At 65.1% G+C, this 16,670-nt stretch carries 13 protein-coding genes; 8 read left to right on the top strand and 5 right to left on the bottom strand.

Annotated elements, in window-relative coordinates:
* Positions 1-45: 45 nt before the first annotated feature.
* The gene (locus VN706_15505) at positions 46-282 is read left to right on the top strand and encodes a hypothetical protein (GenBank protein HXT17047.1); all 237 of its coding nucleotides are present in this window, start codon (positions 46-48) and stop codon (positions 280-282) included.
* 241 nt (positions 283-523) lie between these two features.
* On the opposite strand, the gene VN706_15500 is transcribed toward VN706_15505, so the two are convergent.
* Together VN706_15500 and VN706_15495 are read right to left on the bottom strand one after the other, a co-directional pair.
* Complete coding sequence (locus tag VN706_15500) at positions 524-1,120, bottom strand: peptidylprolyl isomerase (GenBank protein ID HXT17046.1); 597 nt, start codon at positions 1,118-1,120, stop codon at positions 524-526.
* A gap of 26 nt (positions 1,121-1,146) precedes the next feature.
* Entirely contained in the window at positions 1,147-2,379 is a 1,233-nt protein-coding gene (locus tag VN706_15495) for an amidohydrolase family protein (protein HXT17045.1), read from the bottom strand.
* Positions 2,380-2,652: 273 nt separating this feature from the next.
* Here VN706_15495 and VN706_15490 point away from each other — a divergent pair, with 273 nt between their 5' ends.
* A complete protein-coding gene (locus VN706_15490; GenBank protein ID HXT17044.1) occupies positions 2,653-3,246 on the top strand; it encodes a YceI family protein in 594 nt (197 codons plus the stop codon).
* A gap of 153 nt (positions 3,247-3,399) precedes the next feature.
* Positions 3,400-5,772, top strand: a complete 2,373-nt coding sequence (locus tag VN706_15485; protein ID HXT17043.1) for a ShlB/FhaC/HecB family hemolysin secretion/activation protein — start codon at positions 3,400-3,402, stop codon at positions 5,770-5,772.
* A gap of 173 nt (positions 5,773-5,945) precedes the next feature.
* Here the strand turns inward: VN706_15485 and VN706_15480 are convergent, their stop codons facing one another.
* Together VN706_15480 and VN706_15475 are read right to left on the bottom strand one after the other, a co-directional pair.
* Positions 5,946-7,760 carry an amidase gene (locus VN706_15480; GenBank protein HXT17042.1) on the bottom strand — a complete coding sequence of 605 codons (1,815 nt, stop codon included), beginning with the start codon at positions 7,758-7,760 and terminating at the stop codon, positions 5,946-5,948.
* 76 nt (positions 7,761-7,836) lie between these two features.
* Complete coding sequence (locus VN706_15475) at positions 7,837-8,190, bottom strand: hypothetical protein (GenBank protein ID HXT17041.1); 354 nt, start codon at positions 8,188-8,190, stop codon at positions 7,837-7,839.
* A 96-nt stretch (positions 8,191-8,286) separates the two neighbouring features.
* On the opposite strand from VN706_15475, the gene VN706_15470 reads away from it, so the two are divergent.
* Together VN706_15470 and VN706_15465 are read left to right on the top strand one after the other, a co-directional pair.
* The gene (locus tag VN706_15470) at positions 8,287-8,616 is read left to right on the top strand and encodes a PadR family transcriptional regulator (GenBank protein ID HXT17040.1); all 330 of its coding nucleotides are present in this window, start codon (positions 8,287-8,289) and stop codon (positions 8,614-8,616) included.
* Positions 8,617-8,644: 28 nt separating this feature from the next.
* Positions 8,645-11,341: an ADOP family duplicated permease gene (locus VN706_15465; GenBank protein HXT17039.1), complete on the top strand. Its 2,697-nt coding sequence runs from the start codon at positions 8,645-8,647 to the stop codon at positions 11,339-11,341.
* A 2-nt stretch (positions 11,342-11,343) separates the two neighbouring features.
* On the opposite strand, the gene VN706_15460 is transcribed toward VN706_15465, so the two are convergent.
* Entirely contained in the window at positions 11,344-12,669 is a 1,326-nt protein-coding gene (locus VN706_15460; GenBank protein ID HXT17038.1) for a sorbosone dehydrogenase family protein, read from the bottom strand.
* A gap of 281 nt (positions 12,670-12,950) precedes the next feature.
* Here VN706_15460 and VN706_15455 point away from each other — a divergent pair, with 281 nt between their 5' ends.
* The 3 genes from VN706_15455 to VN706_15445 all read left to right on the top strand — a co-directional run bounded on the left by VN706_15455 (position 12,951) and on the right by VN706_15445 (position 16,658).
* Positions 12,951-13,310, top strand: coding sequence for a PadR family transcriptional regulator (locus VN706_15455; GenBank protein ID HXT17037.1), 360 nt, complete (start codon positions 12,951-12,953; stop codon positions 13,308-13,310).
* Entirely contained in the window at positions 13,307-16,000 is a 2,694-nt protein-coding gene (locus VN706_15450; GenBank protein HXT17036.1) for an ABC transporter permease, read from the top strand. Before VN706_15455 ends, VN706_15450 begins: the two co-directional genes overlap by 4 nt.
* A gap of 91 nt (positions 16,001-16,091) precedes the next feature.
* Positions 16,092-16,658: a hypothetical protein gene (locus VN706_15445; protein HXT17035.1), complete on the top strand. Its 567-nt coding sequence runs from the start codon at positions 16,092-16,094 to the stop codon at positions 16,656-16,658.
* Positions 16,659-16,670 lie beyond the last annotated feature (12 nt).

The raw sequence follows: 16,670 nt of genomic DNA, 5'->3' as shown, positions 1-16,670 counted from the left end.
AGAGATCGTCCGACGAGTTGGCATCTCTGGAGAGAGGAGTGGACGATGGCGGACAATCGAGAGCACGAAGGCTTCAACGACGAACAGGGCACGCGACGCGCGATCGAGCCGACGGGGAGTCAGGCCAGCGAGATCGCGGGACAAGGGCGGATGAAGGCACAACCGCCGGCGGGGACGACACCGTCGCACGAGCGGGCGAGCTTCAGTGATCCGGTGTCCGAGAACACGGATCCGACGGCGCCGGATAGTCCGGAGAATACGTTCCGGCAAAGCGATCGATAGGAACACGAGCTACCACGGACAAACGTCGGACGTTCACGGACCGGCACGGAGACGGCGTTTGAACGGCGTTTGAACGGCGTTTGCAGTTGAGTGCTTTTCTTAGAACACCCTCGGGAGGCTTCGATTCGCGAAGCCTCCCGAGGGTGTTGTAAAAAAAAGGTCCTGAACGGCCGTTAACCGCAGTTGACGCCGTCTCCGTGCCGATCCGCGTATTTCCGAAGTTTGTCCGTGGTATGCTCGTTCAGGGCGCCCCCACTTTCGCCGTCTTGATATAGTCCAGCTTCGGAAACAGCCTGCTGAGATACGAATTCCCCATGGTCATGATGAAGTGCTGTTCCGGATCTTCGCCGTACGCACTGTACAGCGAATCCACCACGTCCATGCCTTCGACGACTTTCCCGAACGGTGCGAAGCCCATCTTATCGAGCCGAGCGTTGTCCGCCAGATTAATGAAGAGCTGATGCGTCCGTGTCCGCGGGCCTTCCGTGGCGAACGTGATCGTGCCGCGCGCATTCGACTGGCGCACCGAGTCGTCCGGTAGCCGCTTGTCGTCCCACGCATCGTTCTTCTTCGGCTCTCCGTTCAGGCCGAACTGCACGACGAAACCGGGCACGACACGAAAGAACCGATTGTCGTCGTAGAAGCCGTCGTTCACGAGACGATAGAATCGCTCGACCCCGATCGGCGCCCACGCCTTGATCGCCTGCACCACGAACTTTCCGCGGCTCGTCTCGAACACGACGCGGAACGAGTCGGGGGCGGGAGTGGCGGTGCTGTCGGCCTTGGCGGCGGTCTTCTCTCCGGCGGTCCCACACGCCACGGCAGCGACGGCCAGCATCACTCCAACGATCAGTCGCCGCGCCCTCACTTCGGCCACCCGCCCTGTGGAATCCCCTTCGTGACCCGCAGCGCATTCTCGAAATACACCTTCTTTAATACTGAATCTGGAAGATCAATTCCATAAAGTTTCCAGAAGGCGTGATAGGGCCGATAGTAGTCGAAGTAGTCGTCTCGCGTCTCGAACACACGCCAATAGTACGGATACTCTTCCGGCTGGAAGGAGTCCTTGCCGAACAGGATGCGGTCCTGATACTTGACGAAGAAGTCGTGGGCGGCGCGCGGCTGGCGGCCGATGTCGTACAACACCGCACCGACCTCCGTCACCACGTTCGGCATCTCGTCCATCATCTTCGCGAGCTTCGGCAGATCGTTCGCCGACCAGCCCATGTGCGCCGCGACGAACGTGACGTTCTTGTGCTTGCGGAACAGGTTGTCCCGCTCCGTCATCAGCTCCTCGAAGCTCGGGAAGCGATCCTGCGGATACCGGCGGTCGCTGAACAACGACAGCTCGAGCCACCGCTCGTTCGTGAAATCGATCGGCTTGAAGAACTCCTGCGGATCCGCGGTGTGAATGAACACCGGAAGATGCAACCGCGCGCATTCGTCCCAGATCGGATCGAGCTCCGGATCATCGATCCGCAATCGCGATCCGTCGGGCTTTCGAATACTCAAACCGAAGCTCTTCGAGACTTCGCCGACCCCGACCGCGCCCGAGGCAACGTCCGAGTCGAGCTGCGCCACCGCGCGCTGCGCCCAGCCCGGACCGACATTCCGAAAGTCGATGCCCGCCAGCACGCGTACGCGGTCGCGCATCTTGTCCGACGCCTTGATCGCGTTCAGCGCCCGCTTGAGCCGCGCACCAGAGAGATTGTCCGCCGAAACCATGATGCGCACGTTCAGCTGATCCAACGCGCGGCCGAGTGAGTCGAGGCCCTCCGCGGAATCGATCAGGCCGCCCGGATGCCCGTGATAATCGATGGCCGGATACTTGGCCTTGGGCTTCATGTGCGCATCCGTCACCAACGTCGACTTCGGGCGGTAGTCCAGAATGCTCGGCGGCGGAAACTCGGGCGCGGCGCAGCGGCGGGGACGAATCTCCGTCATGCCGGCGGGACAATCCTCGCCGTCTTGAATCGCGACGCCGCCCATCCCACGGCCGCCGCCACGTCCGGTCGGCTGCTGCGCGGTGAGAGCACCGGCGAAGAGAACAGCGGCGCCGAGGGAGCAAAGTGCGCCGACGAAGTGCGTGCTACGCATGGATGTTCCGGGAGGAAGGTGTGGGGAAAATCTGTCACGCGAGAGAACCCTTGTCATCCCGAGCGACCCTGAGCGCACCGATTGTCATCCCGAGCGACCCTGACCCTGACCCTGATCCTGACCCTGAGCGTAGCGAAGGGGAAGGGAAAGGGGAGTCGAGGGGCCCCCCGTCCCGGCGGAGAAGCGCCATGCAGCGCTCCGCTGAGAAGGGGGTCCCTCGACCGCGGCGCCTCCGCGCCGGTGGCGCGCCGCCGCGCGCCCGAGTAACGTCGAATGATGAAACACATCCTCCTCATTCTCGCGAGCGCCACGGCGCTCCGGGCCGTTGGTGCCCAGGCCGGCGTGCAGACCTGGACGATCGATCCGAATCACAGCGCCGCCCAGTTCGCGGTGAAGCACATGATGGTTTCGACGGTCCGCGGTCAGTTCGAGAAGATCAACGGCACCATTCAGTACGACGGTCGCGATCTGAAAACCATGAAGGTGAACGTCACAATCGACGCTGCCACGGTCAACACGCACATTGAAAATCGAGACAAGGATTTGCGCAGCGCGAACTTTTTCGACGTCGAGAAGTATCCGACGATCACGTTCGTCTCCACCCGCGCGCAGCCGGTAGACGCCGAGCACTTCAAGTTGACCGGCGATCTCACGATGCACGGCGTCACGAAACCGGTGACGCTGGACGTCGAAGGGCCGTCGGCGCCGGTCAAGCAGGGACCAATGCTGCGCACCGGTGCGAGCGCGACGACGAAGATCAATCGCCACGACTTCAACTTGAATTACAGCAAGATGGTCGAGGCGACGCCGATCGTCGGCGATGAGATCACGATCACGATCGATCTCGAGGCGACGAGGAAGCAGTAGCGGGCGTATGGGCGTATGCGCGCATGGGCGCATGGGCGTCGGGGCGTCGGGGCGTCGGGGCGTCGGGGCGTGAATGCTTGGAACATTCTGACTACGCCGCCGTTCTATACGTCTAGACGAACGTAGACCCGCCCACGCCCCGACTCTCGATCGATGTTGATGCTCCTCGGCGCCGTCATGGCGTTGCATGTGTTTCAGGGTGGTCAAGCGCCGCGACGCGAACGGCCCACCATCGTTCGTGACAGCGCGAGTACCGACACCGTCAAGAGCAGACGGCCCGCGAAGCGGCTGCCCGTGACGGCCGAGCTGCTGCGCACCGCATTTCGCGACGCCGGCGCGCGAGACATGCTAACTCGCGCGCGCAAGACGCGACTCGCCGAGGACTCGTCGCTCGTCAGCTACGTCGCGAAGGCGCGGCAGCGCACCACGTTCACGCTAGGGATCGGCTCGATCGGTCCGCAGCGGACCATGTACCGTTCCGAAGCGGTGTCCGAGGTGTCGTGGCGGGCGGGAGTCGGCGCGCAGGTGAAGCTCACCGGTGCTCGCGTCGGCATGCCCATGGGTAACAGGGACGATGAGCGCGACGACCTGAAAGAGAATCTGGCCAGCTCCGACCTGACTCCCATTCCCTACTATCCGGGCCAGGAGGCACTCTGGATCGCGGGCGGACGAGTTCGCGCCGACGTGAACGATGAGGATTTAGTGAATCCGCTCGCGAATGGCGCCGAAGCGTACTACACGTATGCGAGCGGGGACTCGATGAGCTGGCGGCTGCCGGCCGGCCAGCGCGTGCGCCTGCGCGAGATCAAGGTGCGGCCGCGCAAACCGGAGTGGAATCTCGTCGTGGGGTCGCTGTGGTTCGACGTCGAGAGTGGAAATCTCGTGCGTGCCGCGTTCCGTCTCGCGACCCCGCTCGATCTCTGGATTCCAATGAAGGAGGCCGCGAAGGAGGACAGTTCATCGTCCAAGGTCGGCATGATGATCGCCAAGGCGATCGTGTCGCCGCTGCAAGCCAAGCTGACCGGCGTCACGATCGAGTACGGATTGTTCGAGAACAAGTACTGGCTTCCGCGGGTGCGTTCGTTCGAGGGCACGGCACAGATCATGTTCGTGAAGCCGGCGATCATGTTGGAACAGAGCTTCACGTACGCGAGTGTCAACGGACCGGTGAACTTCACGGCGATCGCCGCCAATGAGCCGGACGAGTTTCCCGTGCGCGCTCCCGATTCGCTCTCGCGGGCCGACGCGCGCAAGTGGCGCGACTCGGTGAGAACCGCACTCTCGAAGCGCCGCACCGCCTTTGACGATTCGCTCAAGAAAGTGTCGTGCGACTCGACGGGGTATCGGACGCTCGCGCGTGAACGCAGAGCCAGCGGACAGATGGTGGCTGTGACCTATCCGTGCGACATCGAGAAGCTCATTGCGTCGCCCGATTTCGACCGCCCGATCTTCGACGCGAACGACGACGTGTGGGGCAAAGCCGATCGCGACGCGCTGCTCAATGCGTCGCTGCCGTTCGGGGCGCAAGCGCTGATGCGATTCAGCGAGCTGCCCCGCCCTGATTTCCGCTACGGTCTTTCAATGTCGCGTTACAACCGCATCGAAGGATTCTCGACCGGCATCGGCATCGATCAACAACTCGGTGGCGGGTACAGCGCAGGCTTGGTCGGGCGTCTCGGCACCGCCGATCGCGAGCCGAACATCGAGCTTTCCCTGTCACGCACGAACCTCGTTCACACCGCGACGCTCACCGGCTACAATCGCCTCGTCTCGGCGAACGATTGGGGCGATCCGTTGAGCTTCGGTTCGTCGTTGTCGGCATTCCTGTTCGGGCGCGACGAAGGCTTCTATTATCGCGCGAGCGGTGCCGAGCTCGCGTGGAATACCGATTTTGGTCCGCGTCTCGATTGGCGGTTGTTCGGCGAAGAGCAGCGCACGGCCGAGTGGCGCAACAACTACTCGTGGGGAACCGAGTTCATTCCCAACATCGTCGCGGCGCGCGGTGCGAGCGCGGGCGCCGCGGTGCATTGGCGTCACGACACCGGGGTCGACCCGCGCGCGTTTCGAACCGCGACCGACGTGCGCCTCGAGACCGCGACCGGTGATTCAACGTATGGTCGGGGCGCGATCGACTTCACGGTCTCCCGCGGGCTCACGCGACGTACCTCCGCTGCCATCACCGTCGGCGGCGGATCGAGCGTCGGGCAGCTCACGCCGCAGCGCCGCTGGTTCCTTGGCGGCGCGCAAACGATTCGCGGCCAGAGTCCCGACACGACACAGAGCGGCAATGCATTCTGGATGTCGCGCGCCGAGCTCGGGCTCGATGAGGATTTGGCGCGCGTCGCGCTGTTCGGCGATCTCGGGTGGGTCGGCGATCGCCGAGCGTGGCGCGATGCAGGGCGGCCGATGAGTGGCGTTGGCGTCGGCTACTCGATGATGGACGGCCTCATTCGCTTCGACGTGGCGCGAGGCATTTATCCGCGGACACAGACGCGGTTGTCAGCGTATTTGAATGCGAGATTTTAGAACTACCCGCATTGTCATCCCGAGCGAGCCTGAGCGTAGCGAAGGGGAGTCGAGGGACCCCCGTCCCGGCGGAGGAGCGATAGACAGCGCTCCGCTGACGCGAGGGTCCTTCGACCGCGGCGCTGCGCGCCTTCGCTCGGGATGACACGGGCGCGCCTCCGCTCATATAACGCCTAGACAAACCCCGGCGGCCGCTCCCCAGCCACACCAAACGCCCGCTCCAATGCCACCCCCGCCCGCCCAACTGTTCCTTCATCGAACAACCGCCCGAGCAGCGTCACACCATGCGGCACGCGTCGCGGCGGATTGAACTTCGGTAACGGATGCGCCGGATCCGGCGCCCAGTCGCTGCGCGCCTCGGACACCTGCACGAACCCCGCACGCAACGTGAGCGACGGATGCCCCGTGAAGTTCGTGATCGTGAGCATCTCATCGCGCAGCGACGGCACGAGCAGCAGATCGACTTGCGAGAAGATGCGATCCATCTCACCCGCCACCATCCGCCGAAAGCGATCCGCCTGCACGAAATCCACCGCCGACAAGAAGCGCGAGATGCGAAAGAGATTCGGCCACGCGTCCGGCACCTGCGCCTTGAGCTGATCGACGCGATGATCGAGCGTGATGTCCTCGAACGCCGCGGCCGCTTCGGCGAACAGCATCAGCTGCAGTGAATCGTACGGCCAATCGGGCAGCGTAACTTCCGTCGGCACCATACCGAGCTTCTTCACCGTGTCGAGCGCCGCGCGATCGACGTCCGTCGCCGGCGCTTCCTTCATCCACGCCGGGAAGTAGCCGACGCGCAGTCCACTCACGCCCGCCGTCGCGTCGAAATCGAGATGACTCGGCAGACTGTACGTGTCGGCGGCGTCGGGGCCGCTGATGGCATTCAGCACGAGCATCGCGTCTTCGACGCCGCGGGTCATCGGCCCGAGCTTGTCGAGCGACCAGCAGAGCGTCATCGCGCCGGTGCGCGCGACACGGCCGAACGTCGGACGCAGTCCCGTGACACCACACCGCATACTCGGCGCGATGATGCTGCCGCCCGTCTCGCTGCCCACCGAGAATCCAACGAGACCGGCAGCTGTCGCCGCGCCAGGGCCCGCGCTCGATCCCGACGCGCCCTCCTCGAGCAGCCATGGATTCATCGTCTGCCCGCCGAACCAGATGTCGTTCAGTGCGAGCGCGCCGAGGCTGAGCTTGGCGATGAGGACCCCACCAGCATTCTTTAATCGCGCGACGACAGCCGAATCAGCGGTGGGCACGCGATTGCGATAGAACTCCGCACCCCACGTCGTGGGAATGCCCGCGGTGTCGAGCAGATCCTTCACGCCGAACGGAATGCCATGCAGCGGGCCGCGATACTTCCCCGCGGCGATCTCGGCATCTGCCTGTTTCGACTGCGCGAGCGCGGCGTCGCGCGTCACCGTGATGACGCAGCGAAGCTTGGGATCGAAGCGCTGGATGCGATCGAGGTAGATGTTGGTGAGGCGCGTCGACGTGAGCTTCTTCGACTGGATCCAGTGTGAGAGTTGCGCGACTGTCGCAAACGCAATCGCGTCGTCGGTTGCCGGCAGCGGGCCCGGATCGGTTGTGCTGCGCACGAAGCGATCGCGTGCGGGATTCGCATCCTTGCCGATCGTCAGCGGATTCCACCGCGACGCGGGCTGCACGGCATCGGCGATCGCGACCTTGCGCGGCCCCGTGCGTCGCTCCATGAGCGATGCCATCGCCGTGCGCCAACTGTCGGCCGCCACCTTTCGCTCGGCGTCGGTCATCGCGACACGCGCGAGCTTCTCGGCTTCAGCGAATGTCGTCGTCGTCACCGGCGGACCTGCACCCGGTCCGGTATTGAACGCCGGCGGCGCGCCCGGTGTGCCGGGCGTGGAGCTCGCCGTCGCGGACGATTGCGAATCGCCATTGCGACAGGCAGCGGCAGCGCCGAGGAGTCCAAGCGGCGCGGTGATGAGAAACTGGCGTCGGGTATTCACGATTTGGGAATGCGAAGGAAGAGGTAGGACCCAAATCGTAGCGCGAACTGGGCGCGCCGGGAAGAACGTCAGTCACTCATTGCGGTGTGAGCGCGATGGTGAGCGACACAGGGTGCGTCGAAGAACAGCCGCAACTCGGATTGTCGCCCGTGACCGTGACGTCCTGGTTGACCGTCGTGAATCCGGGCGCCGAGATCGACAGGTGGTAGTCGCCTGCGGTGCCGGGAATCATGCAGACGGTGTCGCACGACATGGTGGTTTGAGTCGGTCCGGTGACCGCGATCGTCGCGTCCTTCACCCCTGTGCGCGTCGCGGCCGATTGAAGTGTGATCGTCAGCGCGAGCGGCAGTGGACACGGGAGCGCCAGACATTCGCCGCCGCCGCATGCGGCAGCGCCAGCAAGAAATGCGAGACCGGTCAGTTTGAGCATACCCGCCTAACCTCGGCGCGCGTACGCCGGTCACCGCTCCTATTGACATTCGATACGAGCCGCTGCATTCTCATATCGACAGCCGATAGGAGTGGCATGACCCGGCCGACGCCGTTGCTTCAGGGAACGCTCGATGTGCTCATTCTCAAGGCGCTCACGCTCGAGCCGCTGCACGGGCTCGGCGTCTCGCGGCGCATCGACCAGATCACGCGCGGCGCCTTCGTCGTGGGACCGGGATCGCTGTTCCCCGCCTTGCATCGCCTCGAGGAAAAGGGTTGGCTCGAGGCGTCGTGGGGCGAATCGGAGAACAATCGGCGCGCCAAGTACTACAAGCTCACCGCCGCGGGTCGCCGCCAATTCACCGCCGAGGCCGCGGAGTGGAATCGTGTCGCCGGCGCGATGACCGCCGCGCTCGAGTCGACATGATCTCCGCATCCAGCCTGTCGATGTGATCATGCGCGTTCTCATCGCGTTGCGCAGTCTCTGGTGGAATCTTCGGCACCGAGCGCGCGTGGACGAAGCGCTCGACGACGAGCTCGCGTTGTATGTGGATCTTCTCACAAAGGATTACGAGGGCCGTGGCCTTTCACCGACCGACGCGCGACGCGCGGCACTCGTCGCAACCGGCGGTTCGACGCAGGTGAAAGAAGCTACCCGCGACGCCTGGCTGGGAAGCAGCATCGCGGCCCTGGCGCGCGAGCTTCGGTATGCGTGGCGCTCGCTCGCCCGTTCGCCTGGGTTCGTCGCGATCGCGATCGTAACGCTCGGCGTCGGCATCGCCGGATCGACGACCATCTTCACCGTGGTCAACGCCGCCCTGCTCCGCCCGCCGCCCGACATCGCCGCGCCGGCCGAGCTCGCGACGATGGAACGCGTGCAGCCGACGTCGACGTTCGACGACTTCAGCTATCCCGACGCGAAAGACTTCGACGCGCAGACGACCACGTTCGCGGGCATCGCCGCGTACAACGGCACCTACATGTCGTTGTCGACAGGCCGCACCACCGAACGAGCGTGGGTGAGTTACGTCAGCGACAATTACTTCGACGTGCTCGGCGTGCGGCCCGCGCTTGGCCGGCTCATGACGCGACATGATGCGATCGACGGACCCGCCGGTCCCGTCATCGTGCTTGGCTACTCGCTGTGGGAGCGGCGATTCGGCGCCGATTCGAATGTGATTGGCCGGATCGTGTCATTGAACGAAGGGAGATTTACCGTGATCGGCGTTGCGTCGCGGCGGTTCATCGGCGCCATGACGCTCCATCCGATGGAAGCGTTCATTCCGCTCACGGCAACGAGGTTCGCGAGCCCGGGTGGTCTGCCCGCCGATTTCCTGACGTCGCGCAGTTCGGGATGGTTGCGATTGATCGGACGGATGCGCCCTGGCGTGACGCTCGAGCGAGCGCAGAGCGATCTGTCGACCGTCGCCGCGCGCCTCGCGTCGACGTATGCATCGAACAAGGGCCGCGGCGTGCGCGTGTTCGCGGGCGCGGGCATGACGTTCGAAGAGCGCGTCGACGCCGCGCGCATGCCGCGGTTGCTCTCGCTGGCGGTCGCGTTGCTCTTGCTGCTCGCCTGCGCGAACGTCGCGAGCTTGTCCCTCCTACGCGCATCGGCAAAGCGCCGCGAGTTTGCAACTCGACTCGCGCTCGGCGCGTCGCGCGCATCGCTCACCCGGCTTCTCGTCATCGAGGGCGCGTTGATCGCCTCCGCCGCAGCGCTGCTCGGATTGGGACTCTCGCAGCTGCTCGTGCGAACGACGTCGATCGTTGGCGGGATCGTGTCGATTCACGCCGTCGACCTGTCGATCGACCGCCGCGTATTGCTCGTCACAATCGCCGTCGCCGCGGCGACAGCCATACTCGTGTCTCTGCTCCCGAGTGTGCACGCGTCGCGGACCGATCTCGCCGTGCTGCTCAAGGACGGCGCGGGCGGAGCGATTCGGCGGCGCACGCGAGGCCAGCGCGCGCTCGTCGTTCTTCAAGTGGCGGCCTCGCTGGTCCTGCTGTCGTCCGCGTCGATCGTCTATAGCGCGTTCCAGCGGTTGATGCACGTCGATCCCGGATTCGACGCGCGCGGCCTGACGTTCGATTATCCGGAGCTGCGGGACATCGGCTACGATTCGGCCGCGCGCCGGCAGTTCGAGCGCGCGCTCTACGCGCGAGGCCAGTCCGATCCGTCGTTCGACGCCGTGGCACTCACGTCCACGGTCCCGCCGCAGGAGTATGCGACGCGCGTGTCGGTGTTTCACCCGGGTCAGGAGCCGCCGCCCGGCGCACTCGACGGACACGAATTCGAGCTCGGCACGCGCGTGGCGGTGGATGCGATCTCACCGAATCTGCTGGACGTGATGCGCATTCCACTGCTCGCGGGACGCGCCTTCACGTTGGCCGACGACGAGCGCAGTGAATCGGTCGTTCTCGTGAGCCGCGCGCTCGCGGACGCGTTTTGGCCGCGGGCGAATCCGATCGGTCAATATCTGTCGTGGCCGAGTGTGAGCGGCGCTCGCCGGCCGCCGATGCGCGTCGTCGGCGTCGTCGCGAACACGCGCCATCGCTCGTTGACGAGCGATCCGCCGCTCGTGATGTATGTGCCATTTACCCAACACGCCGAGCTATTTCCGGCGATCGTGGTGCGCGGGAAGCACGGCGTACCGCCTTCGCCGCGGGCCGTTCACGATTTTCTCATGCGCGTCGATCCGCGAGTGCCGGTGTTCGGCGCCCAGCCGCTGATCGATCACGTGGCGAGCGAGATTCGCCCACAGCGCATTGCCAGTGCATGGATCGGCGCCTTTGGCGGTATCGCCTTGGTGCTTGCCGCGATTGGACTATATGGAGTCGTCGCGCAAGGGGTGGTGCAACGCACGCGCGAACTTGCCGTGCGCTGCGCGCTCGGTGCGACGCCGGGGGAGGTCATGACGCAGGTGCTTCGCGACGGATTGGCGTTGTCCGCATTGGGCGCCGTCGCCGGCGTCGCGGGATCATTCTGGGCGTGGCGCGCGTTGCGCGGCATGTTCGCCGGCGTCGATGCGAATCCGTCGGCCGTCCTCGCCGCACTCGTGCTCCTCGGCACCGCGACCGTCGCGGCGAGCTATGTGCCCGCGCGGCGCGCGGCGCGACTCAATCCGGTCGACGCGCTGCGCAGCGACTGAGCTCAGCGTCCTCCACCCGGCGTCACCCGCCACACCGCATTGCCGACATCATCCGCGACGAGCAGCGCGCCGCGCTTGTCGATCGCGACCCCAACGGGGCGTCCGTGCGCGTCGTCGCCGTCGATGAATCCCGTCAGCACGTCGATCGCCGCGCCACTCGGCTTTCCTTCCGCGAACGGAACGAAGATCACCTTGTAGCCGCTCACCGGTTTGCGATTCCACGAGCCGTGTTGTCCAACGAACATGCCGTGCGTGAATGGCGCAGGCAGCGTCGCGTTCTTCGACCAGGTGAGTCCCAGCGACGCCGTGTGCGGTCCAAGCGCGTAATCCGGCGCGATCGCCTTCGCGACGAGGTCCGGCCGCTGCGGTTTCACGCGAGCATCGATGTGCTGTCCGTAATAACTGTACGGCCATCCGTAGAACGCCCCGTCGCGCACCGACGTCATGTAATCGGGTACGAGATCGCTGCCCAACTCGTCGCGCTCGTTCACCGACGCCCAGAGCGCGCCCGACTCCGGCTCCCACGCCAATCCAGCCGGGTTGCGCAGCCCGCTCGCGAATACGCGATGCGCGCCAGTCTTCGCGTCGATCTCCCACACCGCCGCACGCTCGGCTTCCGCTTCGATGCCATGCTCGGCGGCGTTGCTGTTGGAGCCGACGCCAACGTAGAGCTTCGAGCCGTCGGGGCTCGCGAGCAGGCTCTTCGTCCAGTGATGGTTGTACGGCCGTCCCGGCAGATCAGTGATCTTGCGCGGCGCCGCGGTAATCCGGGTGTCGCCGTCATGATAGGGATACGCGATCAGCGCATTCGCATTCGCGACGTACAACGTCTGTCCGACGAGCGCGATGCCATATGGTGAGTACAGGCTGTCGAGCAATACCGATTTCGTTTCGGCAACGCCGTCGCCGTCCGCGTCGCGCAGCAGGATGATCTTGTCCGGGCTCGGTACCGACGCACCAGCTTTCTTGAAATAGTATTTCATGAACCAGCCGCGGATGCCCTTGGGATCATCCTCGGGCCGCACCGGTCCGTTCGACTCGGCGACCAGCACGTCGCCGTTCGGCAATACGTACAGGAAGCGGGGATGGTCGAGGTTCATCGCGAACGCGCGCACGGCGAGCCCCGGCGCCGCTGTCGGCGTTGTGCCGGCCGGCCATCCCTTCGCCGTTTCGACTCGCACCACGGTCACGAGTGATTTTTCGGGGCCTGGCAGCTCGGGCGCCGGACCCATGCCCGCCGACACCGGCAGGTGTGCGTTGCCGCCACACGCCGCGGCGAGCGCGGCCGACGACATCCATAGAAGAGCGCGTACGATGCGATTCGACATGCGTCGCGGAGGGGCAAGAACCTCACCAGTCAACTATTAAACGGATGTGAATCGACCGCGGCCCGGCTTGCCTTGTTTTGATGCAGAACGTGACGCTGGTCATCCTGACTCCTCGCTCAGCGGAGCGCTGCGTGCGACTCCTCCGCCGGGACGGGGTCCTTCGACTCCGGCGCTCCGCGCCTTCGCTCAGGATGACAGGCGGCGCGGCGCCTGAAACCCCACGTTGCCATAACCGTACTAGGGGAATATCCTTTTCCCCTTACCGCACTACTGGAGCGCCCGTGGCCGACCGCGACGTCGATCTCATTCAAGGCACCCTCAACGTGCTCATTCTGAAAACGCTGTCGTGGGGCCCGATGAACGGCTACGCCATCGCGCAGTGGGTGCGACAGGCGACGGCCGGCGACATCGACGTCGAGGAGGGCGCGTTGTACCCCGCCCTGCACCGCATGGAGCATCGCGGGTGGATCAGCGCCGAGTGGGGGGTGAGCGAGAACAATCGCCGCGCGAAGTACTATCGCCTGACCACGCTGGGACGCCGAACGCTGCGCGAGCGCACCGAGAGGTGGGAGCGGTTGGTCAGCGCCGTCGGCAAGGTACTTCATGCCCACGCACGTCATTTGAACGCCGAGGCCAAATGATGCCCCCACGAGATCGCGATGCGCGCGAACCAGAGTCGACGCAGCCAACCTGGCGGCGGTATCTGCGATTCATTCGCCCCAATGCGGCCGCCGACCTGGACGACGAGCTGCGTGACCACATCGGTTCGACCATCGACGAGCTGGTCGCACACGGCATGACGCGCGACGCGGCAGAAGGCGAAGCGCTGCGCCGATTCGGCGACGTTGCCCGCGTGCGGCGCGAAGTCGAGCGGCTCGACGCCCGCCATGAGACACGAATGAACATCAGCATGGCGCTCGACACGCTGCGGTACGACGTGCGCTACGCGTTGCGCGGCCTTCGCCGAAGCGTCGCGTTCACCGTGGTCGCGGTGGTATCGATCGCGCTCGGCATCGCGGCGAACACCACGGTTTTCTCCGTCGTGAACGCGCTGCTTCTGCGGCCCATTCCCGGAGCTCGCGCCGATCGCCTGCTTCGCGTATACGTGAATCGTCATAGCCCATTCGAATACACCGATCTGGCGTGGCTTCGCGATCGTTCGAAGTCGCTGGAGTACATGTTCGGCGAGCGGACCAGCGCGATGTCGTTTCGTGCGTCGGCTGCGTCAGAGGACGAACGCATCCGTACCGCCTACGTTACGCGTGGGTACTTCCCCGCGCTCGCGCCGCGCTTCGCGCTCGGGCACCCCTTCGATGTCGACGAAGCGCGAGATGGCGGCCGCAGCGCGGTGGTCGTGCTCACCAATTCGTTCTGGCAGCGGCAGTTTGCCGGCGACTCATCAGTAATCGGGCGGCAGATCATCATCGCCGCGCATCCGGTGACGGTGGTCGGCGTGCTTGCGCCGGAGTTCCGAACGTCCGTGCTCTCCTGGTCGCCCGACGTGTTCATTCCCTTTTCGCTGGCGCCGGTCCTCACGGGACAAAAGCTCGATGAGTTCGGAGGCAGCTTCTACACGACGGCGCGGCTCAAGGCCGGTATCTCACAGCAACAGGCCGAGGGCGAGCTGCGCGGCTTGATGACGCAGCTTGCGCGTACGGACAGCGTGCGCTACGACGGAATGCACGTGCAACTCGATCACGTTCGCGGCGTGAATGCCGAAGAGCGCGTCGGCGTCGAGGCGGGATCGGCCTTTCTCATGGTCATGGTCGCGATGGTGCTACTCATCGCGTGCGCGAACGTCGCCAACCTTCTGCTCGGCCGGGCCGCGGCACGGCGCACGGAGATGGGAGTTCGCCTGGCGATCGGCGCGAGCCGCAATCGTCTCGTGCGTCAACTCCTCACCGAGAGTTTGCTCCTCGCCGTCGCGGGCGGAGCGTTGGGGTTCGTGACCGCGTGGGCACTCACGCACGCAATTCCGAGCGCGCTGCCGCCCGAAGCGGGCATCGACTCGACGTACTTCGCGCCGGACGCGCACGTCGTCCTTTTCACGACTGCGCTGTGGTTGCTCACGACGTTGTTGTTTGGCGTGGCGCCGGCGATGCGTGCCGCGTCACCCGATCTGATCGGACTTCTGAAAGGCGGCGAGACGAGCGCACGGCGTCGCTCGCGGCGTGGCGCGCTCGTCGTCGCGCAAGCGGCGTTGTGCGTGATCCTGCTCGCGGTCGCGTCGCTCTTCTTGCGGAGTCTCGCGAGCAGTCGTTCGGTCGATCCCGGCTTCCGCGCCGACGGCGTCGTCGATGCAACGGTCGATCTCGGTCTTCTTCCGCCCGCGCAGGACAAGGCGGCGATGCTCGCGAACATCGTCAATGCCGCGGCCAGAATGCCGGGCGTGCGGTCGGCGTCGCTCGCCGCCGTCATTCCGCTCAGCGGCAGCAACATGGAAACGGGCTTCGCGCCGGAAGGAATGACGGTGCGCACGCGCCGCGAACAGCCCTACGTCTATTTCAACGTGATCGGCCCGCGTTTCTTCGAGACGGTGCGCCAGTCACTCGTTCGCGGCCGCGAATTCCTCCCAACCGACGCGAAGGGTTCGCCGCGCGTCGGAATCATCAACGAGGCGGCCGCGCGCCACTACTGGCCCACCGGCGACGCACTCGGAAAGCGCTTTCATTTTGGATCGGCGACGGGGCCGCTCACTGAAGTTGTCGGCATCGTGCGCGATGCGAATTATGTGATGCCGGGTGAGGCACCGAAGGTCACGGTTTACGTGCCACTCGCGCAGGATCCGCGAGAGGAAATGACGCTGCTCCTGCGCACGTCCGGGAATCTCGCGAGCACGCGACGCGCGGTGTGGTCGCTGCTGCACGACGTTGCCCCGACGTTGCCTCCGCCACCCGTCGTTCACATGAGCGACGACATGGCAATCACGCTGCTCCCCGTGCGTCTCGGCGCGGGGCTGCTTGGATCGTTCGGTGTCATTGCGCTGGTGCTCGCCGCGGTGGGCATCTACGGCGTGGCATCATACTCCGTCTCGAGTCGCCGCCGCGAGATCGGTGTGCGCGCCGCACTCGGCGCAACACGCGCACGGCTCGTGCGAATGGTGTTGTGGGAGAGTGGGCGGCGCGTCGGGATTGGAGCGGCAATCGGTCTGATCGTGACCATCGCCATCGCGTTCGGCCTGAATCGCGTGCTGTACGGCATCCAGCCGCTCGATCCCCTCGTCCTTGGCTCGGTCGCGTTCCTGATCGCGCTCGTCGCTGTCGTGGCCGCGCTCATTCCGGCGCGCCGCGCGGCCGGCGCCGATCCGGTGAGTGCGATGCGCACCGAATGAAGAACGGTTCGTCCCACCGTCGTTGACGGTCGCCTCGGCCCGCGCGAGCGTGACACCTCGAGGTTCACCGCTCTCCGGGTCGAGGTATCGTTTGCGAAGACCATTCTTGCTTGCCGTCATTGCATTCGCCGCCACGCTGTTCGTCATGGTGGCGTGCGGTCGCGCGATGCAACCGGCACCCATGCTCGCCAGTGCATCGCCTGCCGATCGCGATCTCGCGCGATTACGCGATGCCACGCGCCCATTCCGCGATCTCGATTCGGCGGTCGCCGCCGGATACCCGCGCACCGTCACGGACTGCATCATTCACGAGCACCACGGCGCGATGGGCTATCACCACTTGAACCGCGATCTCGCGGACGGCGTCGTGGACGTCGAGCATCCCGAGATGTTGCTCTACGAGCGATTGCCGAATGGCGTGTATCGCTTGAATGGCGTGGAGTTCATCGTTCCATATCGCTTCTGGAGCCGCGACTCCACACCGCCCGAAGTGCTCGGCCAGCGCATGAAGCACGAGGACAATTTCAAGTACTGGTATATGCACGTGTGGGCGTGGAGGCCGAATCGCGACGGGCTGTTCGCCGACTTCAATCCCGACGTGCAGTGTCCGGCGAGCGCGAGCAAGGTGTATCACTCGCCTTCGGAGCCGGCGGAGTAGCGATTACACTGA

This window comes from Gemmatimonadaceae bacterium (genome assembly GCA_035606695.1).
In the GTDB taxonomy this organism is placed as follows: domain Bacteria; phylum Gemmatimonadota; class Gemmatimonadetes; order Gemmatimonadales; family Gemmatimonadaceae; genus JAQBQB01.
This window is presented reverse-complemented; position numbering and strand designations above follow the sequence as displayed.